The organism is Micromonospora echinospora, from assembly GCF_014203425.1.
GTDB classification, from domain to species: Bacteria; Actinomycetota; Actinomycetes; order Mycobacteriales; family Micromonosporaceae; genus Micromonospora; species Micromonospora echinospora_A.
Genome location: NZ_JACHJC010000001.1, coordinates 6,237,153 through 6,260,367, shown reverse-complemented (window position 1 = coordinate 6,260,367; position 23,215 = coordinate 6,237,153). Strand labels below are relative to the sequence as shown.

The following is a 23,215-nucleotide window of genomic DNA, read 5'->3' as shown; positions in this document are numbered from 1 at the left end:
AGGCACGTGACGGAGCGCGACGAGATCGCTGTGGTCGGCGCCGGACTGGCCGGCTGCCTGCTGGCCTGCTATCTGGCGCGGCGCGGCTACCCGGTGGCCCTCTACGAGCGGCGGCCCGACCCGCGTGCCGGCACCGCCGAGCGGGGCCGCTCGATCAACCTGGCGCTGTCCGAGCGCGGCCTGGACGCGCTGCGCCGCATCGGCCTGGAGGACGAGGTGATGGCGGACGCGCTGCCGATGCGCGGCCGCATGATCCACCCGGTCGAGGGTGAGCCGGAGTTCCAGTCCTACAGCGGCTCCGGGGACCGGGCGATCAACTCGATCAGCCGGGGCGCGCTGAACAACGCGCTGCTCGACGCCGCCGCCGCGTTGCCGAACGTGCGGGTCGCGTTCGACCACCGGCTGGTCGGCCTCGACCCGCTCGGCGGCGAGATGACGTTCGAGACCCCGCAGGGCAAGGTCACCGCCGCCGCCTCGGTCATCCTCGGCGCCGACGGCGCCGGCTCCGCGGTGCGCGGGCAGCTGCTCGCGTACGGGGGAGTGACCGAGAGCCTCGACTTCCTCGACTACGGCTACAAGGAGCTGACCATCCCGCCGCTGGGCGGGGAGTTCGCGCTCGACCCGGGCGCGCTGCACATCTGGCCGCGCGGCACCTCGATGATGATCGCGCTGCCGAACCCGGACCGCTCCTTCACCTGCACGCTGTTCTGGCCCACCCACGGCACGCGCAGCTTCGCGTCGCTGAGCAGCCCGGCGGCGATCGAGGGGTTCTTCGCCACCCACTACCCGGACCTGGTCCCGCTGGCCCCCAACCTGGTCGACGACTACCAGCACAACCCGGTCGGCCTGCTCGGCACGGTGCGCTGCACGCCGTGGCAGGTGGCCGGGAAGGTCGGCCTGATCGGCGACGCCGCGCACGCCATCGTGCCGTTCTACGGCCAGGGCGCGAACTGCGCGTTCGAGGACGTGGTCGAGCTGGACCGCTGCCTGGACGAGTGCGACGACGAGTGGGCCGCCGCGTTGCCGCTCTACCAGCACCGCCGGCAGGACAACGCGGAGGCGATCGCCCGGATGGCGCTGGCGAACTTCGTGGAGATGCGGGACAAGGTCGCCTCACCGGTGTTCCGCACCCGCAAGCAGGTCGAGCACGCGCTGGAGCGCGTCCTGCCCGGCCGCTACGTCTCCCAGTACGAGCTGGTCTCCTTCTCCACCACCCCGTACGCGCAGGTGCGCCGCCGGGTGCGCGCGCAGTACGCGGTCGTCGGCGCGGTCGCGGCCGGCGCGGTGGCGCTGCTCGCCGGTGGGGTCCGCGCGGCGCTGGGGCGGCGGCGATGACGCTCTGGGATCCCCGGCTGATGGCCGGGCACGCGCCGGACGGCCCCGGCCTGCTGCGCAACTTCGTCGGCGGCGAGTTCGTCGACGCCGGCTCCCGGTTCACCAAGCGCAGCCCGGTCACCGGCGAGCCGGTGTTCGAGGTGGTCGAGGCGTCGCAGTCCACGGTGGACGACGCGGTCGCGGCCGCCCGGGCGGCGCTGCGCGGCCCGTGGGGCCGGATGGGTGAGCGGGAACGGGCCGAGGTGCTGCGCCGGGTCGCCGACGAGCTGGAACGGCGCTTCGACGACCTGGTGGCCGCCGAGGTGGCGGACACCGGCAAGGCCATCTCGCAGGCCCGGACGCTCGACATCCCGCGCGGCGCGGCCAACTTCCGCGCCTTCGCCGAGATCGTCGCGACCGCGCCCACCGAGTCGTTCACCACTGTCACCCCGACCGGCGGCCGGGCGCTCAACTACGCGGTCCGCAAGCCGGTCGGCGTGGTCGCCGTGATCGTGCCGTGGAACCTTCCGCTGCTGCTGCTCACCTGGAAGGTCGCCCCGGCTCTGGCCTGCGGCAACGCCGTGGTGGTCAAGCCCAGCGAGGAGACCCCCGCGTCGGCCACGCTGCTGGCCGAGGTGATGGCCGCGGCCGGCGTGCCCGACGGCGTGTTCAACCTGGTGCACGGCTTCGGCCCGGGCTCGGCCGGCGAGCACCTGACCCGCCACCCGGGCGTGGACGCGATCACGTTCACCGGCGAGTCGGCCACCGGCAGCGCGATCATGCGCGCCGCCGCCGACGGGGTGAAGGCGGTCAGCTTCGAGCTGGGCGGCAAGAACGCCGGCCTGGTCTTCGCCGACGCCGACCTGGACGCGGCGGTCGCCGGCTCGGTGCGGTCCAGCTTCACCAACGGCGGCCAGGTCTGTCTCTGCACCGAGCGCATCTACGTGCAGCGGCCGGTGTTCGAGGAGTTCACCGCGCGGCTGGCCAAGCGCGCCGACGAACTGGCGTACGGCTGGCCGGACGACGAGGCGACGGCGAACATGCCGCTGATCTCGCACGGGCACCGGGACAAGGTGCTCGGCCACTACGCGCTGGCCCGCACCGAGGGCGCCGAGGTCCGCGCGGGCGGCGGCACGCCGCGCTTCGGCGACGGCCGCGACGGCGGGGCGTACGTGCAGCCGACGGTGCTCACCGGGCTCGGCGCGGACGCCCGCACCAACCAGGAGGAGATCTTCGGCCCGGTGGTGCACGTCGCGCCGTTCGACGACGAGGACGAGGCGTTCGCGCTCGCCAACGGCACCGACTACGGCCTGGCCGCGACGGTGTGGACGCGGGACGTGGGCCGGGCGCACCGGGCCGGCGCCCGGCTCGACGCGGGCATCGTCTGGGTGAACACCTGGTTCCTGCGCGACCTGCGGACCCCGTTCGGCGGGGTGAAGGCGTCGGGTGTCGGCCGCGAGGGCGGCGTGCACTCGCTCGACTTCTACTCCGAACTCACAAACGTCTGCGTGGACTTGACGTGAGCGCGAGGAGTGAGCCGGTGTTGCGAGCCCCGCAGTCGCGAACGAAGGGTGGCTCAGCATGAGCGCGAAGACTGGCGCGGGCGCGCGCGGTGGGCAGAATGGCCGGAATCCCCAGCGACGTAAGCGAGGAACCGCCATGACCGTGGACATCGAGGCCGCCAACCGGGAACTCGCAGTGGCCCGGCAGGAGGGCAAACCCTGCCCGCCGCTGCGCGGCCGGCTGCTGCCCGAGGGCGACGTCGAGGCCGCGTACCAGGTGCAGCAGGTCTACACCCGACAGCGGCTGGGCAAGGGGCACCGCCGCGTCGGCGCGAAGATCGGCCTGACGTCGCGAACCGTGCAGGAGAGCTTCGGCGTCTTCCAGCCCGACTTCGGGGTGCTCTTCGACGACATGGCCGTCGGCGACGGCGTCGAGGTGCCGATCGGGCGGCTGCTCCAACCGCGGGTGGAGGCGGAGATCGCCTTCGTGCTCGGCGCGGACCTGCCGGACGAGCGGGTCACCACAGTCGACCTGATCCGGGCGGTGGACCACGTGCTGCCGGCCATCGAGATCGTCGACTCGCGGATCGCCGACTGGGACATCTCCATCGTCGACACGGTGGCGGACAACGCCTCCAGCGGGCTGTTCGTGCTCGGCACCGCGCCCCGGCGGCTCGCCGACGTGGACCTGCGGCTGTGCGGCATGGTGCTGGAGCACGCCGGGGAGCAGGTCTCGGTCGGCGCGGGCGCGGCCTGCCTCGGCAATCCGCTGCACGCGTTGCAGTGGCTGGTCGGCACGATGGCCCGCGCCGGTGACCCGCTGCGCGCGGGTGACGTGGTGCTCTCCGGCGCGCTCGGGCCGATGGTGCCGGTCACGCCCGGCGCCGCGTACGAGGCGCGCATCTCCGGGCTCGGCTCGGTGCGTACCTGTTTCTCGACGGAGGGAACGTCATGACTGTCGGAGTGGCGGTGCTCGGGTCGGGCAACATCGGCACCGATCTGATGATCAAGGTGCTGCGGCTCAGTGAGAGCCTGCACATGGTGGCGATGGCCGGCATCGACCCGGCCTCGGACGGTCTGGCCCGGGCCCGCCGGCTCGGCGTGACCACCACCGCCGAGGGTGTCGACGGGCTGGTCGCGCTGCCCGAGTTCGCGGACGTCCAGCTCGTCTTCGACGCCACCTCGGCGGGCGCGCACAAGCGGCACGACGAGGTGCTGCGGGCGCACGGGCGCACCGTTGTCGACCTGACGCCGGCCGCGATCGGCCCGTACGTGGTGCCGCCGGTGAACCTCGACGAGCACCTGGGCGAGCCGAACGTCAACATGGTGACCTGCGGCGGGCAGGCCACGGTGCCGATCGTGCACGCGGTCGGCCGGGTCACTCCCGTCGCGTACGGGGAGATCGTCGCCTCGATCGCCTCGAAGTCGGCCGGTCCGGGCACCCGGGCCAACATCGACGAGTTCACCGAGACCACCGCGCGGGCGATCGAGGTGGTCGGCGGCGCCGAACGCGGCAAGGCCATCATCGTGCTGAACCCGGCCGACCCGCCGCTGCTGATGCGCGACACGGTCTACTGCCTGTGCCCGGACGCCGACGCCGACCGGGGCGCGATCGCCGCGTCGGTGGCCGACATGGTGAAGGCCGTGCAGGAGTACGTGCCCGGGTACCGGCTCAAGCAGGACGTGCAGTTCGACCGCGTGGACACGTACGCACCGGTGCTCGGCCGGCACTTCACCGGCCTGCAGGTGTCGGTGTTCCTGGAGGTCTCCGGCGCCGGGCACTACCTGCCCGCGTACGCCGGGAACCTCGACATCATGACGTCGGCCGCGCTGCGCACCGCGGAGCGGCTGGTGGCGCTGCGCGCGACGGAGGTGAGTGCGCGATGACCGACCTCTACATCCAGGACGTGACGCTGCGCGACGGCATGCACGCCATCGGGCACCGCTACACGGTCGACCAGGTGCGTACCATCGCCGCCGCGCTCGACGCGGCCGGCGTGGCGGCTGTCGAGGTGGCGCACGGCGACGGCCTGGCCGGTTCCAGCGTCAACTACGGGCACGGCGCCGCCGCCGACGCGGACTGGATCGCCGCCGCCGCCGAGGTGCTCACCACCGCGCGGCTCACCACGCTGCTGCTGCCGGGCATCGGCACCATCGCCGACCTGAAGGCGGCGAAGGCGCTGGGCGTGACCAGCGTCCGGATCGCCACGCACTGCACCGAGGCGGACATCTCGGCCCAGCACATCGCCTGGGCCCGGGAGAACGACATGGACGTCTCCGGGTTCCTGATGATGTCGCACCTCAACGACCCGGCCGGGCTGGCCGCGCAGGCCAAGCTCATGGAGTCGTACGGCGCACACTGCGTCTACGTCACCGACTCCGGCGGGCGGCTGCTGATGTCGGACGTGGCGCAGCGCGTCGACGCGTACCGGCAGGTGCTGGAACCCCAGACGCAGATCGGCATCCACGCGCACCACAACCTGTCCCTGGGCGTGGCGAACAGCGTGCTGGCGGTCGAGCACGGCCGGATCCTCGGCGACGGCCCGCTCGGTTCGCCGTCCGGGCGGACCGTCCGGGTGGACGCGTCGCTCGCCGGCATGGGCGCGGGCGCGGGCAACGCGCCGCTGGAGGTCTTCGTCGCGGTCGCCGAGCTGCACGGCTGGAAGCACGGCTGCGACGTGTTCGCGCTGATGGACGCCGCCGACGACCTCGTCCGCCCTTTGCAGGACCGGCCGGTCCAGGTGGACCGGGAGACGCTCTCCCTGGGGTACGCGGGCGTCTACTCAAGCTTCCTGCGTCACGCCGAGCGTGCCTCGGCCAAGTACGGCGTGGACGTCCGCTCGATTCTGGTCGAGCTGGGCCGTCGCCGGATGGTCGGCGGCCAGGAGGACATGATCGTGGACGTGGCACTGGACCTGGCCGCTAAGGAGAACTCATGATCGGGCCGGACACCGCCGGCATCGCGGAGAAGCTGGGCGCGGCGGCCGACACCGCCACCGCGATCCCGCAGCTCGCCGCCGAGACGGGCCTCGACGTGGACGCCGCGTACGCGGTGCAGACCGCGCTGGTGAAGCGCCGCCTCGACCGGGGCGAGCGGCTGGTCGGCCTGAAGATGGGCCTCACCAGCAAGGCCAAGATGGCCCAGGTCGGCGTGGACGAGGTGATCTGGGGCCGGCTGACCGACGTGATGCGGGTGCCCGACGGAGGCGCCGTCGACGTCGGCGACTTCATCCACCCGCGCGTCGAGCCGGAGGTGGCGTTCCTGCTGGACCGGCTGCCCGACCCGGGCGAACCGGTCGGCTCGTTCACCCGGGCGGTACGCGCGGTCGCCCCGGCGATCGAGCTGATCGACTCCCGGTACGCGAACTTCACCTTCTCCCTGCCGGACGTGATCGCCGACAACACCTCGGCCGCCGCGTTCGTGGTCGGCCCCTGGTCGCCGGTGCCGGACGGGCTGGACAACCTCGGCGTGCTGCTGGAGATCGACGGGCGGGTGGCGCAGGTCGGCTCGACCGCCGCCATCCTCGGCGACCCGCGTCGCGCCCTGGACGAGGGCCTGCGGCTGGCCGGCCGGCACGGCGTCCGGCTGCGCAAGGGCTGGGTGTTCCTGGCCGGCGCGGCCACCGCAGCGGTGCCGTTGCGACCGGGCGCGCACGTGCGCGCCACGGTGGAGAAGCTCGGTTCCGCCTCCCTGAAGGCACTGTCGTGAGCGCGAGGAGTGAGCCGGTTTTGCGAGCCCCGCAGTCGCGAACGGAAAGCGGCTCTGCCGTGACCGCCCGCGTGGTGGCCGGGAAGGCCGTGCCGAGGGGCGCGTTCCCGCACGTCAAGGTGGCCGGCGGGTTCGTCTACGTGTCCGGCACGTCGTCGCGCCGGCCGGACAACACGTTCGCCGGCGTCGCCGTGGACGAGCTCGGCACCACCGACCTCGACATCCGGGAGCAGACCCGGGCCGTGATCGAGAACATCCGGGACCTGCTGCGCACGGTCGGCGCCGACCTGACCGACCTGGTGCAGGTCACCAGCTACCTGGTCAACATGAACGACTTCGGTGGCTACAACCAGGTGTGGGCCGAGTTCTTCGACGCCACCGGCCCGACCCGGACCACGGTGGCCGTACACCAGCTTCCGCACCCGCATCTGCTGATCGAGATGCAGGCCGTCGCCCTACTTCCGTCGGGAGGTTCCCATGAGTGAGATCGCCGAGCCGTTCAGCTTCTCCGGCTGGATCGGCGACAACCAGCACCTGCTCAAGCCCCCGGTGGGCAACAAGGAGATGCTGCCCGGCAGCGATGACTTCATCGTCATGGTGGTGGGCGGCCCGAACCAGCGCACGGACTTCCACGTCGACCCGTACGAGGAGTTCTTCTACCAGGTCAAGGGCAACATGCACGTCAACCTGATGCTCCCTGAGGGGCCGCGTACGGTGCACGTGCGCGAGGGGCAGATGTGGATGCTGCCGCGCAACACCCCGCACTCGCCGCAGCGTCCCGAGGCCGGCTCGATCGGTATGGTGATCGAGCGGGTCCGCGAGGAGGGCACGCTGGAGAAGTTCCAGTGGTACTGCGCCGAGTGCCACCAGAAGGTGCACGAGGTGGAGTTGCAGGTCCGCGACATCGCCGCCGACCTGCCCCCGGTCTTCGCCGCGTTCTACGCCGACGAGAAGGCCCGCACCTGCGACAACTGCGGCGCGCTGCACCCGGGCAAGGGCTGACGCGTGCCGGTCGTGGACGTGCACACGCACGTCGTACCGAAGGGGTGGCCGGACCTCGCCGCGGCGTGCGGCGGGTCCGGCTGGCCCTGGCTGCGGGTGGACTCCGAGCGCGCCGCCATGATCATGGTGGGGGAGACGGAGTTCCGGCCGATCGGCGCGCAGTGCTGGGACGCGCCGACCCGGCTCGCCGACATGTCCACCGACGGCGTGGACGTGCAGGTCGTCTCGCCCACCCCGGTCTTCTTCAGCTACGACCGCCCGGCCGACCAGGCGGTCAAGGTGGCCCGGATCTTCAACGACCTCACACTCGAGGTGACCGCGGCTGGGGGCGACCGGCTGGTGCCGTTCTGCCAGGTGCCGTTGCAGGACGCGGACGCGGCCTGCGCCGAGCTGGACCGTTGCCTGGCGGCCGGGCACGCCGGGGTGGAGATCGGCAACCACGTCGGCGACCGCGACCTGGACGACGCGGGCATCGTGCAGTTCCTCACCCACTGCGCCGAGGTCGGCGCGCCGGTCTTCGTGCACCCGTGGGACATGCCCGGCGGCCCCCGCCTGGACCGGTGGATGGCCCGGTGGCTGGCCGGGATGCCGGCCGAGACGCACCTGTCGGTGCTGGCGCTGATCCTCGGCGGCGTGTTCGACCGGGTGCCGGAGACGCTGCGGATCTGCTTCGCGCACGGCGGCGGCAGTTTCCCGTTCTGGCTGGGCCGCGCCGACAACGCCTGGCACCGGCGCGGCGACCTGGTACGCGGCGCGTCGAGCACGCCGCCCAGCTCGTATGTGGGCCGGTTCCACGTCGACTCGGTGGTCTTCGAGCCGGCCGCGCTGCGGCTGCTCGTGGACACCATGGGCGCCGAGCGGGTGCTGCTCGGCAGCGACTACCCGTATCCGCTGGGGGAGCGGCCGGTGGGCCAGGTGGTGCACCGGGCGGACTTCCTCACCGACGAGCAGCGGGCCGCGCTGCTCGGCGGCAACGCGCTGCGTTTCCTGGGCCGCTGACGAACTCCGGGTGCGTCCGCCTCGGCGGACGCACCCGGCGCTGCTCAGGAGTGCGGGCAGGTGTCCCGGTACTCCTCGATCGCGGTGCCCCGGGGCGCCGGGCAGAGGAACTGGTCATACCGGGTGTCGTCGTCGACGAACCGCTTGAGCCAGGAGATGCTGTACTTCGCCACTGTCACGTTCGGCGAGGTCGGCGCCGAGTGGCTCGCGGCGTTCAGCTCCAGGTACGCCTTGTCCAGGGTGGCCGGCAGGCTGGTGTAGAACGGCTCCGAGTGCGACGACACCGGGGCCACCGAGTCGTTCTCCGCGCCGATGACGAGCGTCGGCACGCGCACCGACGACCAGTTCTTCACCGAGTGCCAGCCGGTCAGCGGGATCGCCGCCTGGAGCGCGGGCCGGGTGTTCGCCGCCGAGAGGCTGCCGCCGCCACCCATCGAGTGCCCCATCACCGCCAGCCGGTTGCGGTCGATCCGGGTGCGTACCGCGCTGGTGTTGGTCAGGTAGTCGAGCGCGGCCAGGAGCTGGGTGCCGCGGCTGGCCGGCTGGTCGTAGACGGAGAGGGTGTCGATGGTGATGACCACGAAGCCCTGGGAGGCCAGCCGCGGCCCGAGCCACGCCACGGCGGACTGGCCGGCGGTGAAGCCGGGGGAGATGGCTACCGCGCCGAACGTGCCCTCGGCGGTGCTGGTCGGGTAGTAGATCGTGCCGCCCCGGAAGCCGCTGACGCTGGACGCGGAGACGGTGGTCTGGGCGAACGCGAACGGCCCACGGGTGGCCTCGATGGAGGCGGTGGTGGGCGCGGGACCGCGCTCGTAGGGGTTCGCGGCCAGCGCAGCCGCCGGCCGGCCGTCGCCGGCCCCGGCCGGCCGTCGCCGGCCCCGGCCGGCGTCACCGGCAGGGCGGCGAGGCCGGCGGCGGCCAGGGCGACGGCGAGCAGGGCGCGCGGAAGCCGGGACGGGCGGGCCGGTGTGCCGGGTGCGTGGTGCACGGCGTGCTCCTCGGGGTGGTGGGGGCGGCCTTCAATCGACTTGCGTCGATCTGCACATCCTGCGCGTCCCGCCCGCCCGGCGGACCATCCCGAACCGGTCATGTCACCCGGATATGGGCCGGCCGCCGGACGTGTCGCCCGGCCTCCCGGCCACCGGCCCGGCAGGATGGACGGCATGGCCCAGCCGCATGACCTGACCGCGCTGGAGCAGGCCGCCGCGATCCGCCGGGGCGAGCTGTCCAGCCTGGAGCTGGTCGAGCACCACCTGCGCCGGGTCGAGGCGCTCGGCGACACCGTCGGCGCGTTCGTCACGGTCACCGCCGAACACGCGCGGACGGCGGCCCGGGCGGCCGACGCGGTCCCGGCGGCGGACCGGCATCCCCTGCACGGGGTGCCGACCGCGATCAAGGACCTGACCCTCACCGCCGGGGTACGCACCACCTTCGGCTCGGCCGCCTTCGCCGACTTCGTCCCGCCGGTCGACGCCGACGTGGTCCGCCTCCTGGCCGAAGCCGGACTGGTCAGCGTCGGCAAGACCACCACCTCCGAACTGGGCTGCTCGCTCTACTCCGAAGGGCGCGTCGCGCCGCCCGCCCGCAACCCGTGGGACCTCGCGTGCACCGCGGGCGGGTCCAGCGGCGGCGCGGCCGCGGCGGTCGCCGCCGGGCTGGTGCCGGTGGCCCAGGGCTCCGACGGCGGCGGCTCGCTGCGCATCCCGGCCGCGCTCTGCGGCCTGATCGGCTACAAGTCGAGCCGGGGCATGGTCTCCGGTGGACCACTCGGCTTCGGCGGCTTCGGGCTACCGGTGAACGGGCCGATCGGCCGTACCGTCGCCGACGTGGCCGCGATGCTCGACGTGCTGGCGCGGCCGGTGCCCGGCGAGCCGTACCTGCCGCCGGCCGCGCCCGCCGGCGGCTACCTCGGCGTCGCCCGGTCCGCCCGCGCCACCGGACCCGGCCGGCTGCGCGTCGGCCGCTTCACCACGCCGATGCTCGCCGACGAGCCGGTCCACCCGGACTGCGTCGCCGCCGTCGACCGGGCCGCCGCGCTGCTCGCCGACGCCGGGCACGAGGTGGTCGACGTCCCTGCGCCGCTCGGCCCCGAGGCGTGGCCGCTGTTCGAAACCCTCTGGTACGCGCTGGCGGTCACGCCGGTCCCGCCCGACCGGGAGGGTGAGCTGCTGCCGCTGACCCGGTTCCTGCGTGAGCGCGGCGCGGCGCTGGGCGTCCCCGTGCTGATGGCCGCGCTCGGCGAGCTGCAGGCGCAGGTACGCCTCGGCGTGCGCCGTACCGCCGGCTGTGACCTGCTGCTCTGCCCGACGCTCGCGGCCCCGCGGATGCCGGTGGGCGCGCTCGCCGCCCTCGAACCGGCGGAGGATTTCGACAGGCAGCGGCGCTTCTCGCCGTACTGCGCGGTCTTCAACGTCACAGGCGATCCGTCCGTTTCGCTGCCGGTCGGACGGACCGCCGACGGCCTGCCGGTCGGGGTGCTGCTCACCGGCCGGTACGGCGACGACGCGACATTGGTCGCCACTGCCGCGCAGCTTGAGCACTCGAGTGGCGGATGGGATCAGCACCCCGCAATCTGGCTGGCCACCGACTCCGCTAACGTGAACATCACAAGTGAGGTGCGGCGCGGCCGGTCCTGACCGGTCACCCGACCCGAACCATTCCTGGTCTCTCTTTCCGCCTGGGGGCGTTGGGATTGTCTGTTACCGAGACGTTGGTGGTCTTCGTCGGCATCCCGGCCGCCGCGGTGCTGCTGATCGCCGGCCTGGCGGCCGTCGGGGGCAGCCGTGGCAACGGTGGCGGCGCCAAGCGCTACCGGCCGGGCCGGCCCTTCGACTTCACTCCGGTCTGGTTCCTGAGCCGCCCGGAGCAGCTGGCCGACTCGGCCGGCACGGCGCTGTCCGCCGGGGCGCAGGCGCCGGCGTTGACCAGCCGCAAGCAGGAGCAGGCCGGCCGGGAGGCGCCGGCCGGTGGAACCGGAGGCGCAAGTGACCGTTGGTGAAGCGCGGCCCACGACGGGGACGGACAACCCGCCCGACGTGCTGGACGGACCGTTCTCGACCCGTCAGCTGCTCCGCATCGACGAGGCGCTGCGCCTCGCCGACCAGGGCACCGGCCTGGTCTTCTCGGTCTATGTCGGCGGGCTGGACGAGCCGATCCGGGAGCACGCCGAGCGGCTGCACCGCCAGCTCGCCGAGCCCGACCGCTCGGTGCTGATCGCGATGTCGCCCAACCAGCGGCAGCTGGAGGTCGTCACCGGCCGGTACGCGCGCAAGCGCATCCCGGACACGTACGCGAAGCTGGCCGCGCTCTCCATGGTGGCCGCCTTCGGCGGCGGCGACCTGGCCGGCGGCATCATCCAGGGCCTCGACCAGCTGGCCAGTCACGCCGGCAAGGGCTGACCCGCCCGCACACGACGAAGCCCGGCCCGCGCACCGCGCGGGCCGGGCTTTTCCGTGTTCTCGGCCCGGCGGCCGGCGTGGGCTCCCACCCACGCCGGCCCCCGGCCGCCGTACCCCTGCTCAGGCGGTGCGGGCGTCCCGCTCGCGGGCCTTCAGCGCGCGGACCACGCCGTCGCGGCCCTCGGCCACCAGCCGCCGCAGCGACGCCGGCCGCCCGTCCTGGGCCAGCCACGCGTCGGTGGCCGCGACGGTGTCCTCCTCGACCAGGTACGCCGGGTAGGCGAGCTGCACGAACTCCTGCGCCGGCTCGCTGTCGCGCTGCGCCCACACCTGGTCCACCGTGGCGAAGTACCGCTCCCGGTAGGGCGCGGTCAGCTCGACCTGCGCCGGGTGGGTGAAGCCCTGCAGCAGCGCCCGGTTGCGCCAGTTGGGCAGCGCGTCCGGGCCGGTGAGCAGCGCCCACACGGTTGCCTTGTTCTCCTCGGTCGGCACCAGCGCGTGCGCGTACGCGGCCTCCCGCTCGCCGCTGGCGGTACGGTCGGCGGCCAGTTCCGCGTCCACGTCGGCGGCGCCGGCCGCGCCGTTGGCGACGAGCGACTGGAGCACGGCCCAGCGCAGCTCGGTGTCGACGGTCAGCCCTTCCGGCACCCCGTTGCCGTCCAGCCAGCCGCGCAGCACGGCCAGGTCCTCCCCGGAGCGGGCCGAGGAAGCGTACGCGCGGGCCCAGGCGAGCTGGAATCCGCTGCCCGGCTCGGCCGCGGCGAGCGCGGTCCGGGCGGTACGGGACAGGTCCGCCCAGCCGGTCGGCGCCCACTCCGGGTCGGCGTAGAAGGTGAGCGCTGTGGTCGCCTGCCGCAGCGTGGCGGTGACCAGGTTGATGTCGGTCTCGGCGGTCAGCCCGGCCAGCACCAGCGCCACGTAGTCGCGGGCCGACAGCTCCGCGTCGCGGGTCATGTCCCAGGCGGCCGTCCAGCACAGCGCCCGGGCCAGCGACGAGTCGAAGCCGGCGATGTGCTGCACCACGGTGGCCATGGACCGCTCGTCCAGCCGCAGCTTGGCGTACGTGAGGTCCTCGTCGTTGAGCAGCAGCACATCCGCGGCCGGCTTGCCGTGCAGCGCGGACAGCTCGGTCAGCTCGCCCGTCACGTCCGTCTCGATCAGCTCCCGGCGCACCAGCCGGCCGTCGGTGAGGTCGTACAGGCCGACGCCGATGCGGTGGGTACGCAGCGTCGGGTAGTCCGACGGCGCCTCCTGCCGGACCACCACCCGCTCGTACGTGCCGTCGGCGCCGATGGTCACCTCCGGGCGCAGCGTGTTGACCTGCGCGGTCTCCAGCCACTGGGCGGCGAACTTGCGCAGCTCCCGGCCTGAGGCCGTCTCCAGCTCGGAGAGCAGGTCGTCGAAGGTGGCGTTGCCCCAGGCGTACTTGCCGAAGTAGGCGCGCAGGCCGGCCACGAACGGCTCCTCGCCGACGTACGCGACGAGCTGCTTGAGCACGCTCGCGCCCTTGGCGTACGTGATGCCGTCGAAGTTGACCTCGACCGCCTCCAGGTCCGGCATCTCGCAGTAGACCGGGTGGGTGGAGGAGAGCTGGTCCTGCCGGTAACCCCAGTTCTTGCGGATCGACAGGAACGTGGTCCAGGCGTCGGTGAAGCGGGTGGCGTGCGTGTTGCACCAGTGGCTCGCCCACTCGGCGAACGACTCGTTCAGCCACAGGTCGTTCCACCAGCGCATGGTGACCAGGTCACCGAACCACATGTGCGCCAGCTCGTGCAGGATCGTGTTGGCGCGCTGCTCGTACTCGAAGTCGGTGACCTGCGAGCGGAAGATGTAGTGCGACTCGGCGTGCGTGACGCAGCCGAAGTTCTCCATCGCGCCAGCGTTGAAGTCCGGCACCCAGAGCTGGTCGTACTTGGGCAGCGGGTAACGCACGCCGAACTTCTCGTGGAAGAAGTCGAAGCCCTGCGTGGTGATCAGGTGCAGGTCGTCGGCGTCCATGTGCGGGGCCATGCTGGCCCGGCAGAAGTAACCCATGTCGATGCCGTCGTGGCTGCGGCGCACCTCGTGGTACGGCCCGGCGCAGAGCGCGGTGATGTACGTGCTCATCCGCTCCGAGACGGTGAAGTGCACCGTCTTCAGCCCTTCGCCGGCCGCCTCCTCGCGGGCCACCGGCATGTTCGACACGACCCGCCAGTGGTCCGGCACCGTGGCGTGCCAGGTGTAGACGCTCTTCAGGTCGGGCTGGTCGAAGCAGGCGTAGACCTTCTGCGCGTCGGCGGTCTCGAACTGGCTGTAGAGGTAGGTCTCGCCGTCCACCGGGTCGACGGTGCGGTGCAGACCCTGCCCGCTGTTGGAGTAGCCGAAGTCGGCGTCGACCACGAGCACGTTCTCGGCGGCCAGGCCGGTCAGCGTGAGGCCCTTCTCGGCGGACCAGCCGGACAGGTCGACCGGCTCGCCGTTGAGCGTGGCGGAGCGCACCGACTCGGCGGCCGCCTCGATGAAGGTGGTGGCCCCCGGCTCGGCGCAGCGGAACCGGACCTCGGTCACCGAGCGGAACGTGCGACCGGTGGGCTGCACCGCGGTCGACAGGTCAAGGCTGATGTCGTACCCGGTCACCTCGAGCAGGCGGGCCCGCTCGGTCGCCTCGGCCTGGGTCAGGTTGCGCACTCCCGGCACTGTTCGTCTCCATCCCACTCGTCTCGCCGCGCCCCGCGGCACCGGTCTTTCCCGGCCCGCTCGTGACGGTCCGCTGAGAACCGAGTCTTCCATGCACGGACCGCTCTCGGTGGTCGAGGTCACGCTCTCATTCCGGTACCGGTCGATACGGCAGGGGGTGGAGGATCGGGGGTGACCGTGCCGGGTCCCCGGCGCGGACGAAGTCGTGAAGGGATGACACCGTGACCGAACGTGTCACCGCGGACATGTGGTTCGACCCGCTGTGCCCGTGGGCCTGGATCACCTCCCGTTGGCTGCTCGAGGTCGAGCAGGTCCGGGACGTGGACATCCGGTTCCACGTGATGAGCCTGTCCGTGCTCAACGAGGGCCGGGACCTCCCGGAGGAGTACCAGGACCTGATGGTCAAGGGCTGGGGTCCGGTGCGGGTGTGCATCGCCGTCGAGCAGGCGCACGGCGCCGAGGCGCTGGCGAAGCTCTACACCGCGATGGGCACCCGGATCCACCTCGGCAAGGAGGAGTTGGGCCGCGACATGCTGGTGGGCGCGCTCACCGACATCGGTCTGGACCCGGCGCTCGCCGACGCCGCCGAGTCCACCCAGTACGACGACGCGCTGCGGGCCAGCCACGAGGCGGGCATGCGGCCGGTCGGCACCGAGGTCGGCACGCCGGTGGTCCACGCCCCGGGCCCGGACGGCGGGCAGGTCGCCTTCTTCGGCCCGGTGATCACCCCGGCGCCCAAGGGCGAGGCCGCCGGCCGCCTCTGGGACGGCGTGCTGCTGGTCTCCTCCACCCCCGGGTTCTACGAACTCAAGCGCACCCGCGAGCAGGGCCCCATCTTCGACTGACGCGGTGTAAGGAAGGGCCCCCTCTTAACGCCTCCGGTAGAGGAAGGGGCCCTTCTTAACACCCCGGGCCCTCGCGACGCCGCACCCCGAGCCCCGCGCCGCCCGTCACCGGGCCGGTGCGGGGCTCGTTTCACCGGATGTCCCAGCCGACGGCCCGCGCGGGGCCGCACCACGGCAGCTCCTGGAGGCGTTCCCATGGCTAAGCACCGCCGCATGTCCGACGACGCGCCGCAGCAGGCGACCGAGGACCCCGGTGCGACGTACTGGTCGGTGACCGAGAGCGACTGGCCGGCCGGCCCGGCCGAGGTTGCCGACCTGCTGGCCCCGCCGATCGTGGTCGGTGTGGCCCGGGTGGTGGCCACCTCGCGGATGACGCCGCCGGCCGAGACCGGCCGGCCCGGGCGGGCGCCGTCGCGGACCGGCGCCGCGGCCCACCCGGCCGTCGCGGGTGCGACGACGGTACGCCTCAACGCCGGCTCCCGCCCCGCCGCGCCGGCCCGCCGTCCGACTTCGGGCCGGCACCGTAACCCCACAGCCTGAGCCGCCCTTCCCGGTGTTAAGAAGGGGCCCTTCCTCTACCGGAGGCGTTAAGAGGGGGCCCTTCCTTTCACCTGGTGGTAAGCGGGTGAGTCCGGCGGCGGGGGCGATCGGGGCCCGGGTAGCGTCAGCGGACATGACGGTCGTGCATCCGATCGCCCGGGCCTGGATCACCACTGGCGGCACCGGCGCGCAGAACTACGACGAGTTCGCCGACGACGCGGAGATCACCTCCATCGTCGAGGCGAATCCGCACAGCGCTCTGGGCATCGAGATGCCCCACCGGGCGCCGGGGAGCCTCGGGAAGTCCTTCCTCGACGCGCTGCCGGACGCGGTGGCCCGCCTCGCAGAGGCGAAGGCGGACGGCAGCTACACCCCGGCCGAGCAGGTCGTGGTGCTCTACCGCATCAGCGCGCCGGGCGAGGAGAGCGCGTACGGGCTGTGGGCGATGGTCGACACCGACCAGATCTCCACCCGCGCCGACGAGCCGGGTCTGGTGATCCGCAACGAGGACGTGTTCATCGCCAAGGTGCGCGAGCGCGTCGCCCTGGCCGAGGCGATCGGTCACCTGCTCTCGCCCGTACTCCTGCTCCAGACCGGCAAGGGCGACGAGCTGCACGCCGCGCTCGCGGCGGCGACCGATGCGGCCGGGGCGCCCGCCGCGACCGACGTCGACCAGTCCGGTCGTACGCACGCCATCTGGCTGCTCGGCCCGGGCCCGGCGCAGGACGAGCTGACCGCGCTCGCCGGCGGCGGGGACCTGGTGGTGGCGGACGGCAACCACCGCAGCCTGGCCGCGCAGACCGGCGGGTTCCCGCGCTTCCTGGCGGTGGTCACCACGCCCGCGTCGGTCGCCATCCAGCCCTACAACCGGCTGGTCAGCGAGCTGACCACCACGCCGGACGAGCTGCTCGACCGGCTGCGCGCCGCGGGCGCGGAGATCACCCCGGTGGACGGGCCGGTGGACGTGCCTGCGACCGGCGGCGTCGTGCACCTCTACCTCGGCGGCCGGGGGTACGCGGTGACGCTGCCGCACGTCGGCGCCGGCCGGCTGGAGAACCTCGACCACGCGCTCGTCGAGCGTCTGCTGCTGCGCGACGCGCTGGGTCTCGACCCGGGCGACAAGCGGATCACGTACGTGGGCGGCGACTACCCGGCGAGCTGGCTCGTCGGCGAGGTCGACGCCGGCCGGGCCGAGCTGGCGGTGCTCGTCGCGCCGGTGACCGTGGACGACTTCGTCGCGGTGAACCTGGCCCGGGAGAAGATGCCCCGCAAGAGCACCTGGTTCACCCCGAAGGCGCGCGCCGGCCTGGTCGTGGCCGAGCTGCCGCACTGACCGTGTGACGAACCGCCTCCTCCGCCGCCCGCGCGCCGGCGGAGGAGGCGGGCCTGTCAGACTGCGCGGTATGCGCGTCTACCTGGGATCTGACCACGCTGGTTTCGAGTTGAAGGTGCACCTCGCCAACCACCTGGCCAAGCAGGGCTACGAGGTGGTGGACGTGGGTCCGCACGCCTTCGACCCGGACGACGACTACCCGGCGTTCTGCCTGCACACCGGCGACCGGGTGGTCGGTGACCCGGGCAGCCTCGGCGTGGTGATCGGCGGCTCCGGCAACGGCGAGCAGATCGCCTCGAACAAGGTCTCCGGCGTCCGGGCGGCGCTGGCCTGGAGCGTGGAGACCGCAAAGCTGGCCCGCGAGCACAACGACGCCAACATTGTCGCGATCGGCGCCCGCCAGCACACGCTGGACGAGGCGACGGCGCTCGTGGAGGCGTTCCTCACCACGCCGTTCTCCGGCAACCCGCGGCACAGCCGGCGCATCGAGCAGGTGGCCGCCTACGAGCAGAGCCGCAAGCTGCCCGAGCTGCCCGCCTGACCGGACGCCGCCGGGCTCACCGCCCGTTGCGGGGCAGCTCCTCGCGGGGCACCCAGTTGCGCCGGATCAGCACCACCCGCTCCTCCGCCGCGGCGAGATCGTCGTCGCTGGGGCGCGCGGCGTCCCGTGCCCGCAGCGCGGCGGTGACGCTCACCTGCGACGAGCCGGAGCCGACCAGCCCGCGCAGCCCGCGCTCGCCCTCCTCGGCGGGCGCGGCGCGCCGGCCGCGGGGCTCCGGCTCGCCCGGCCGGCCGCCGCGCGGGGACCGGGGCGTCACGTCGTCGTGTACGGGGGCGGTGCTGGCTGCGGTGCCGTCGGCGCCGTCGGCCGGGGCGCCGGCCTCGCCGTGATGCCGTAGCCGTCGCCGCCGTCGCTCCGCCTCACCCATCCCCCGACCGTACCGCCCCACACCCACCGGCGCTCCCACGCGCGCGAGGGCGGTCAGAAGACCTCCATGGGGGAGGGGGCGCGGTGCCAGCTGAAAGCGGGGGTGAGCGCGGTCAGGGTGTGCGGGACCAGTTCCCGGACGTGCCCGGCGGCGGCCAGCGCGGACGGGTTCGCGCCGCCGAGGTACAGCTCGCCGAGAGCGCGTACGTCGCAGGCCAGCGCCGCGGGGGCGGTGGTGGCCGTGCACTGCGCGCCGTCGGGCCCGCCGACCAGCCGCCAGCGGCCGGTGTTCTCCTTCAGCAGGTCGTCGGTGACCTCGATCACCACGTCGACGTCGGTGGCGTAGCGCCGGGCGGCGAGCGCGGCCGGCACGTCCACCACCCGTACCCAGAGCGCGTCGGCGAGCTGCGGGGAGAGCTGGCGGGGCTCGTCCACCAGCCGCAGCAGCGGCTCGTCCACTGCCGCGATCGGGAACGACAGCCGCCGGGTCAGGTCGACCGAGAGCAACAGCCGCCACAGCGCCCGGTACGCCTCCGGCGTCAGCGCCACCACCTCGCCGACATGCGTCTCGGCCTGCGGGCCGGTGGCCGAGGAGCTGTCCTTCGTCCGGTAGAGCGCGTACCCGTCGAGCCCGCCGGGGCCCTCGTGCAGCAGCACCCGGCGTTCGGTGGCGCCGCCCCGGTGGGCCTTCAGATCCGCCAGCAGGTACGCCCACCAGCGCTCGTCGCGGCGGGACCAGCCGGGACGGTCGGCGCGCGCCTGCTCGTACAGCCGGGCCAGCTCGTCCCGGTGCGCGTCCGGACGGTCCAGTCGCAGCGTGCCCTCGGCGGACGTCGGGGCGGGCAGGCGCAGCCCGGTGGTGTCCACGGACAGCACGTACCGGGGGGCCGCCGACCCGTAGCCGAACCGGGGGTAGATGCGGCCCTCGCTGGCCCAGAGCACCGCGATCGGTTCCCGGCCGGCGTCGCGGACGTCTCGCAGCTGGCGGCGCATCAGCGTGGTGAGCAGGCCGCGGCGCCGGTGCGTCGGCGCGACCGCGACCATCGTCACGTGGGCGGCCGGCACGTTCGCGCCGGGTACCGCCAGCTCGCGGCTGAACGCGGCGGCGTTTGCCACGACCGTGCCGCCGTCGCGGACCAGTAACGACCGGTCCGGCTCGAAGATCGGGCGTTCGAGCGCCTGCACGTCGGGGTCGAGATCGCCGTGGAAGGCCAGCGCCAGCAGCGCCGCGATGTCGTCGAAGTCCTCAGCTCGGGATACCAGTACGTCGGTCACGGCACGTGTGTATCGCACCGCGACGGGGGTCGGCACCCTATTTGCGGGCTGGCTACCCTCGGAACCGAGGCCGGAATCGGTCGAGGGGGAGGACGAAGATGGCGGACCAGACACAGCCGTGGGCCGAGCGCACCGTGGAGGTGCCGCCCCAGCCGGGGGCGGTGCCCCCGCAGCGGGACGCGTTCCAGCGCGGGGTGGCGGCGGTCGGTCAGCCGCGCACGCCGCGTACGCCCCGCACCGAGCAGTTCCCGACTGTCGAGCAGCACGGCGACTGGGCCGGTGAGCCGGCGCCGCGCCGGCCGATGAGCTGGCACCTCGCCCAGGCCCGCAAGGGCGGGGAGCTGAGCGCCGCCGGGGCCCTGTTCGCGTTCGTCTGCTGGGGCATCTGGGCGATCTCCGGGCGGGGCAACCTGATCGCGCCGCTGCTCACTTTCGTGCTCAGCCTGCTCACCGCGGTCGGCCTGTTCGCGCTGGCCCGGCTGCTCGGGCGGCTGATTCTGGAGCGGCAGTTCGGCCGGGTGCGCCGCAGCGCGAAGGGTGCTCACCTGGTCACCGCGTTGTTCCTGGTCGGCGTGGGGGTGGCGTACCTGCAGCAGACCGAGTGGGTGGTCTCCGCCTGGAACTGGGTGACAGGCGTCTAGTCGACGGTCGTCCGTCCGGCGCGCGCCGGACGGACGACCCGGGACGTCGGCGTCAGAAGGTGGTCGGCGCGCCGGCCGTCTTGCAGGCGGCGTTGATGTCCTTGCTGGCCTTCTCCATGGCGGGGTTGTCGGCGGCGGTGCCCGGGTCGGGGGCCGAGCCCGCCTTGCCGGCCTCCGCGCCGAACTCCTTCAGGGCGATGGCCGCCTCGCCGTCGCCGGCGGTTCCGGCCAGCTTGGTCACCCGGTCGCCGAGTTCGGTCAGGATCGCGCCGGTCTCCTTCGTCAGGTCGCCGCCTCCCTGAACGACGGCCATGAGCTTCGTCCGCATGTCCTTGTTGATCTTTTCTGCGGCGGTGCAGAGGTCCTTGTCGCTCACGGCGGCCGCCGACGGCGAGGGTGCCGCCGTGGAGGGGACCGCGGAGGCCGACGTGGCCGCCGGCCCGGCCGTGGTCGAGGGCTTCTCGTCGCCGCACGCGGCGAGGGCCAGCACGGCACAGGTCAGGAGGATCGGGAAGATCCGGTTCGATTTCACGCCTGCGCACGCTAGTCGACGGCCGTCATTGATCAAAGTCGGTTTGCCCGGTCGGTCCTGGGATGCGCGGGCGGGACGGCATCTCGCCGCCCGCCCGCGTGCCCGGCCGCGGTACGCCGCGGCACCGGTCGTCTCTCCACCAGGACCGTGTTGCCTTACCCCGCCCCACGGGCTTCATCCGTCGCCCGTTGGGCTGAGCGGTCACCGCTGCTCGTCGGCCTTCGGCGACGCGACCCGGGCGGCCGGGTCCTCGACGCCGGGCTCGCCGCCACCGGGCGCCACCATGCCGTCGTAGTTGTAGACCACGCCGTCGTCGCCGTGCTGCTTGGTGGTCCGGATGTAGCGGTGGATCATCCCGTCGATCTCGATCTCCACCAGGGCCTTTCCGTCCGCGTCCTGGGTGCTGCCGTCGCGGGGACCGCCCACCAGGTACGCCTTCGTGTTCGTCTCCATGTGCCCGCCCTACCCCCGGCAGGGTCGCCGGAAACGACCAGCGACGGGTACCGCCCACCGCCGTGAGCGGCCGTTCACCGAGCCGGGGCGTGCTTCCGGCGCACCGGACCCGTCCGGCCGTCGTGTCGGCGCGCCGCCGTCGCGCAGCATGACGGCATGGGCGCGTATCGATCAGCGTACGAGCGGAGCATCGCCGACCCGGCCGGCTTCTGGCGGGACGCGGCGGCCGACATCGACTGGATCATCCCGCCGGAGCGCATCCTCGACGAGGAGGCGGCGCCGCTGTACCGCTGGTTCCCCGACGGGGTGCTGAACACCTGCCACAACGCGCTCGACCGACACGTCGCCGCCGGGCGGGGCGACCAGCCCGCGCTGATCCACGACAGCCCGGTCACCGGCACGGTCCGCACGCTCACCTACGCCGAACTGCTCGCCGAGACGGCCCGGTTCGCCGGTGCGCTGCGCCGGCTCGGCGTCGGCCGGGGCGACCGGGTGCTGCTCTACCTGGCGATGGTCCCGGAGGCGGTGATCGCCATGCTGGCTTGCGCCCGGATCGGCGCGGTGCACTCGGTGGTCTTCGGCGGGTTCGCCGCGCACGAGCTGGCCGTCCGGATCGACGACGCGCGGCCGAAGGTGGTGGTGGCCACCTCCTGCGGCATCGAGGCCGACCGGGTGGTGCCGTACCACCCGATCCTGGCCGCCGCGCTGGACGAGGCCGCGCACGCGCCGGAGCGCTGCGTGGTGGTGCAGCGCCCGCAGGAGCCCGCCCCGCTGGTGCCGGGCCGCGACCTGACCTGGGCCGAGGTGATGGCGGACGCGGAACCGGCGCCGTGCGAGCCGGTGGCCGCCACGGACCCGCTCTACGTCCTCTACACCTCCGGCACCACCGGCCGGCCCAAGGGCGTGGTGCGGGACAACGGCGGGCACGCGGTGGCGTTGCGCTGGTCGATGCGCAACGTCTACGGCATCGAGCCGGGCGAGGTCTTCTGGGCCGCCTCCGACGTGGGCTGGGTGGTCGGCCACTCCTACATCGTGTACGCACCGCTGCTCACCGGCGCGACCACTGTGCTCTACGAGGGCAAGCCGGTCGGCACCCCCGACGCCGGGGCGTTCTGGCGGGTCGCCGCCGAACACCGGGTGGCTGCCCTGTTCACCGCGCCCACCGCCATCCGGGCGATCCGCCGCCAGGACCCGGACGGCGAGCACATCGACCGGTACGACCTGAGCGCGCTGCGTACCCTCTTCCTCGCCGGTGAACGGCTGGACCCGGACACCTGGGCCTGGGCGGGGCAGCGGCTCGGCGTACCCGTGGTCGACAACTGGTGGCAGACGGAGACCGGCTGGCCGGTGGCGGCCAACCCGCGCGGCCTGGAGCCGCTGCCGATCAAGCCGGGGTCGCCGACGGTGCCGGTGCCCGGCTACGACGTGCGCGTGGTCGACGGCGCGGGCCGGGACGTGCCGCCCGGCACGGACGGCTCGATCGTCATCCGGCTGCCGCTGCCACCCGGCTGCCTGCCCACGCTCTGGGGTGACGACGAGCGGTTCGTCCGCTCCTACCTGTCCACGTTCCCCGGTCACTACCTGACCGGTGACGGCGGCCGGTTCGACGAGGACGGCTACCTGTACGTGATGGGCCGCACCGACGACGTCATCAACGTGGCCGGGCACCGCCTGTCCACCGGCGCGATGGAGGAGGTCCTGGCGACGCACCCGGCGGTGGCCGAGTGCGCGGTGATCGGCGTGGCCGACGCGCTGAAGGGGCAGGTGCCCAGCGGGTACGTGGTGCTCAAGGCCGGCGCCGACGTCGACCCGGACGCGCTCGCCGCCGAGCTGGTCGCGCTGGTCCGGCAGCGGATCGGCCCGGTGGCCGCGTTCCGCCGGGTGACAGTGGTGCCGGCGCTGCCGAAGACCCGCTCCGGGAAGATCCTGCGCCGCACCATGCGGGGCCTGGTCGAGGGGCGCGACGAGCCGGTCCCGGCGACCATCGACGACCCGGGCGCGCTCACCGTCTTCCGCGACCTCGGCGCCGCGGGCTGACCCGCCCTCGCCCGGACGGACCGAAGCGGTC

General features: G+C 73.4%; 23 protein-coding genes and 1 pseudogene. 18 read left to right on the top strand and 6 right to left on the bottom strand.

All coding sequences use genetic code 11. From position 1 onward, the window contains the following. Positions 1–6 precede the first annotated feature (6 nt). The 9 genes from FHU28_RS28120 (at position 7) to FHU28_RS28080 (ending at position 8,526) form a co-directional block, all read left to right on the top strand. Positions 7–1,335: an FAD-dependent oxidoreductase gene (locus FHU28_RS28120; RefSeq protein ID WP_184687683.1), complete on the top strand. Its 1,329-nt coding sequence runs from the start codon at positions 7–9 to the stop codon at positions 1,333–1,335. 20 nt (positions 1,336–1,355) lie between these two features. After that, positions 1,356–2,837, top strand: a complete 1,482-nt coding sequence (locus FHU28_RS28115; RefSeq protein ID WP_184689993.1) for a 2-hydroxymuconic semialdehyde dehydrogenase — start codon at positions 1,356–1,358, stop codon at positions 2,835–2,837. A gap of 136 nt (positions 2,838–2,973) precedes the next feature. After that, positions 2,974–3,771 carry a 2-keto-4-pentenoate hydratase gene (locus FHU28_RS28110; protein WP_184687681.1) on the top strand — a complete coding sequence of 266 codons (798 nt, stop codon included), beginning with the start codon at positions 2,974–2,976 and terminating at the stop codon, positions 3,769–3,771. Further along, positions 3,768–4,703 carry an acetaldehyde dehydrogenase (acetylating) gene (locus tag FHU28_RS28105; RefSeq protein ID WP_184687673.1) on the top strand — a complete coding sequence of 312 codons (936 nt, stop codon included), beginning with the start codon at positions 3,768–3,770 and terminating at the stop codon, positions 4,701–4,703. Before FHU28_RS28110 ends, FHU28_RS28105 begins: the two co-directional genes overlap by 4 nt. Beyond that, on the top strand, positions 4,700–5,755 hold the full coding sequence (gene dmpG / locus FHU28_RS28100; RefSeq protein ID WP_184687671.1) for a 4-hydroxy-2-oxovalerate aldolase: 1,056 nt from the start codon (positions 4,700–4,702) through the stop codon (positions 5,753–5,755). The genes FHU28_RS28105 and dmpG overlap by 4 nt, the downstream gene beginning before the upstream one ends. Continuing rightward, positions 5,752–6,525 (top strand): 2-keto-4-pentenoate hydratase, encoded by a 774-nt coding sequence (locus tag FHU28_RS28095; protein ID WP_184687669.1) that lies wholly within the window; start codon positions 5,752–5,754, stop codon positions 6,523–6,525. Before dmpG ends, FHU28_RS28095 begins: the two co-directional genes overlap by 4 nt. 59 nt (positions 6,526–6,584) lie before the next feature. Next, positions 6,585–7,010: a RidA family protein gene (locus FHU28_RS28090; protein ID WP_184687667.1), complete on the top strand. Its 426-nt coding sequence runs from the start codon at positions 6,585–6,587 to the stop codon at positions 7,008–7,010. Further along, positions 7,003–7,527 carry a 3-hydroxyanthranilate 3,4-dioxygenase gene (locus FHU28_RS28085; protein WP_184687665.1) on the top strand — a complete coding sequence of 175 codons (525 nt, stop codon included), beginning with the start codon at positions 7,003–7,005 and terminating at the stop codon, positions 7,525–7,527. The genes FHU28_RS28090 and FHU28_RS28085 overlap by 8 nt, the downstream gene beginning before the upstream one ends. A gap of 3 nt (positions 7,528–7,530) precedes the next feature. After that, entirely contained in the window at positions 7,531–8,526 is a 996-nt protein-coding gene (locus tag FHU28_RS28080) for an amidohydrolase family protein (protein WP_184687663.1), read from the top strand. A gap of 44 nt (positions 8,527–8,570) precedes the next feature. On the opposite strand, the pseudogene FHU28_RS28075 reads toward FHU28_RS28080, so the two are convergent. After that, a pseudogene (locus FHU28_RS28075) lies at positions 8,571–9,514 on the bottom strand (poly(ethylene terephthalate) hydrolase family protein). A 175-nt stretch (positions 9,515–9,689) separates the two neighbouring features. Between FHU28_RS28075 and FHU28_RS28070 the strand changes: the two are divergent. Genes FHU28_RS28070 through FHU28_RS28060 form a run of 3 tightly spaced genes read left to right on the top strand, consistent with a single transcriptional unit; the run spans position 9,690 to position 11,924 of the window. Next, positions 9,690–11,162, top strand: a complete 1,473-nt coding sequence (locus FHU28_RS28070; RefSeq protein ID WP_184687661.1) for an amidase — start codon at positions 9,690–9,692, stop codon at positions 11,160–11,162. A gap of 50 nt (positions 11,163–11,212) precedes the next feature. Next, positions 11,213–11,524, top strand: coding sequence for an aa3-type cytochrome oxidase subunit CtaJ (gene ctaJ / locus FHU28_RS28065; RefSeq protein ID WP_452298813.1), 312 nt, complete (start codon positions 11,213–11,215; stop codon positions 11,522–11,524). Continuing rightward, complete coding sequence (locus FHU28_RS28060) at positions 11,511–11,924, top strand: DUF5130 family protein (RefSeq protein WP_184687659.1); 414 nt, start codon at positions 11,511–11,513, stop codon at positions 11,922–11,924. The genes ctaJ and FHU28_RS28060 overlap by 14 nt, the downstream gene beginning before the upstream one ends. A 120-nt stretch (positions 11,925–12,044) precedes the next feature. Here FHU28_RS28060 and pepN read toward each other — a convergent pair whose 3' ends face one another. Beyond that, positions 12,045–14,591 carry an aminopeptidase N gene (gene pepN / locus FHU28_RS28055; protein ID WP_184687656.1) on the bottom strand — a complete coding sequence of 849 codons (2,547 nt, stop codon included), beginning with the start codon at positions 14,589–14,591 and terminating at the stop codon, positions 12,045–12,047. Positions 14,592–14,821: 230 nt separating this feature from the next. Between pepN and FHU28_RS28050 the strand changes: the two genes are divergently transcribed. The 4 genes from FHU28_RS28050 (at position 14,822) to FHU28_RS28035 (ending at position 17,859) form a co-directional block, all read left to right on the top strand. Further along, positions 14,822–15,445 (top strand): mycothiol-dependent nitroreductase Rv2466c family protein, encoded by a 624-nt coding sequence (locus tag FHU28_RS28050; RefSeq protein WP_184687654.1) that lies wholly within the window; start codon positions 14,822–14,824, stop codon positions 15,443–15,445. Positions 15,446–15,658: 213 nt separating this feature from the next. After that, positions 15,659–15,985, top strand: a complete 327-nt coding sequence (locus tag FHU28_RS28045; RefSeq protein ID WP_260413166.1) for a hypothetical protein — start codon at positions 15,659–15,661, stop codon at positions 15,983–15,985. A gap of 133 nt (positions 15,986–16,118) precedes the next feature. Further along, positions 16,119–17,318, top strand: a complete 1,200-nt coding sequence (locus tag FHU28_RS28040; protein ID WP_184687650.1) for a DUF1015 family protein — start codon at positions 16,119–16,121, stop codon at positions 17,316–17,318. Positions 17,319–17,388: 70 nt separating this feature from the next. Continuing rightward, positions 17,389–17,859, top strand: a complete 471-nt coding sequence (locus FHU28_RS28035; protein WP_184687648.1) for a ribose-5-phosphate isomerase — start codon at positions 17,389–17,391, stop codon at positions 17,857–17,859. Between the two features lie 16 nt (positions 17,860–17,875). On the opposite strand, the gene FHU28_RS28030 is transcribed toward FHU28_RS28035, so the two are convergent. Further along, a complete protein-coding gene (locus tag FHU28_RS28030; RefSeq protein ID WP_184687646.1) occupies positions 17,876–18,247 on the bottom strand; it encodes a hypothetical protein in 372 nt (123 codons plus the stop codon). Positions 18,248–18,300: 53 nt separating this feature from the next. Next, positions 18,301–19,521 (bottom strand): GNAT family N-acetyltransferase, encoded by a 1,221-nt coding sequence (locus tag FHU28_RS28025; RefSeq protein ID WP_311773667.1) that lies wholly within the window; start codon positions 19,519–19,521, stop codon positions 18,301–18,303. A 98-nt stretch (positions 19,522–19,619) separates the two neighbouring features. Between FHU28_RS28025 and FHU28_RS28020 the strand changes: the two genes are divergently transcribed. Beyond that, positions 19,620–20,162 carry a hypothetical protein gene (locus tag FHU28_RS28020; protein WP_184687641.1) on the top strand — a complete coding sequence of 181 codons (543 nt, stop codon included), beginning with the start codon at positions 19,620–19,622 and terminating at the stop codon, positions 20,160–20,162. Between the two features lie 52 nt (positions 20,163–20,214). On the opposite strand, the gene FHU28_RS28015 is transcribed toward FHU28_RS28020, so the two are convergent. Continuing rightward, the gene (locus FHU28_RS28015; protein ID WP_221453311.1) at positions 20,215–20,730 is read right to left on the bottom strand and encodes a hypothetical protein; all 516 of its coding nucleotides are present in this window, start codon (positions 20,728–20,730) and stop codon (positions 20,215–20,217) included. Positions 20,731–20,895: 165 nt separating this feature from the next. Then, on the bottom strand, positions 20,896–21,147 hold the full coding sequence (locus FHU28_RS28010) for a hypothetical protein (protein WP_116508050.1): 252 nt from the start codon (positions 21,145–21,147) through the stop codon (positions 20,896–20,898). 156 nt (positions 21,148–21,303) lie between these two features. On the opposite strand from FHU28_RS28010, the gene FHU28_RS28005 reads away from it, so the two are divergent. After that, positions 21,304–23,184, top strand: a complete 1,881-nt coding sequence (locus FHU28_RS28005; RefSeq protein WP_184687638.1) for a propionyl-CoA synthetase — start codon at positions 21,304–21,306, stop codon at positions 23,182–23,184. The last annotated feature ends 31 nt before the right edge of the window (positions 23,185–23,215 follow it).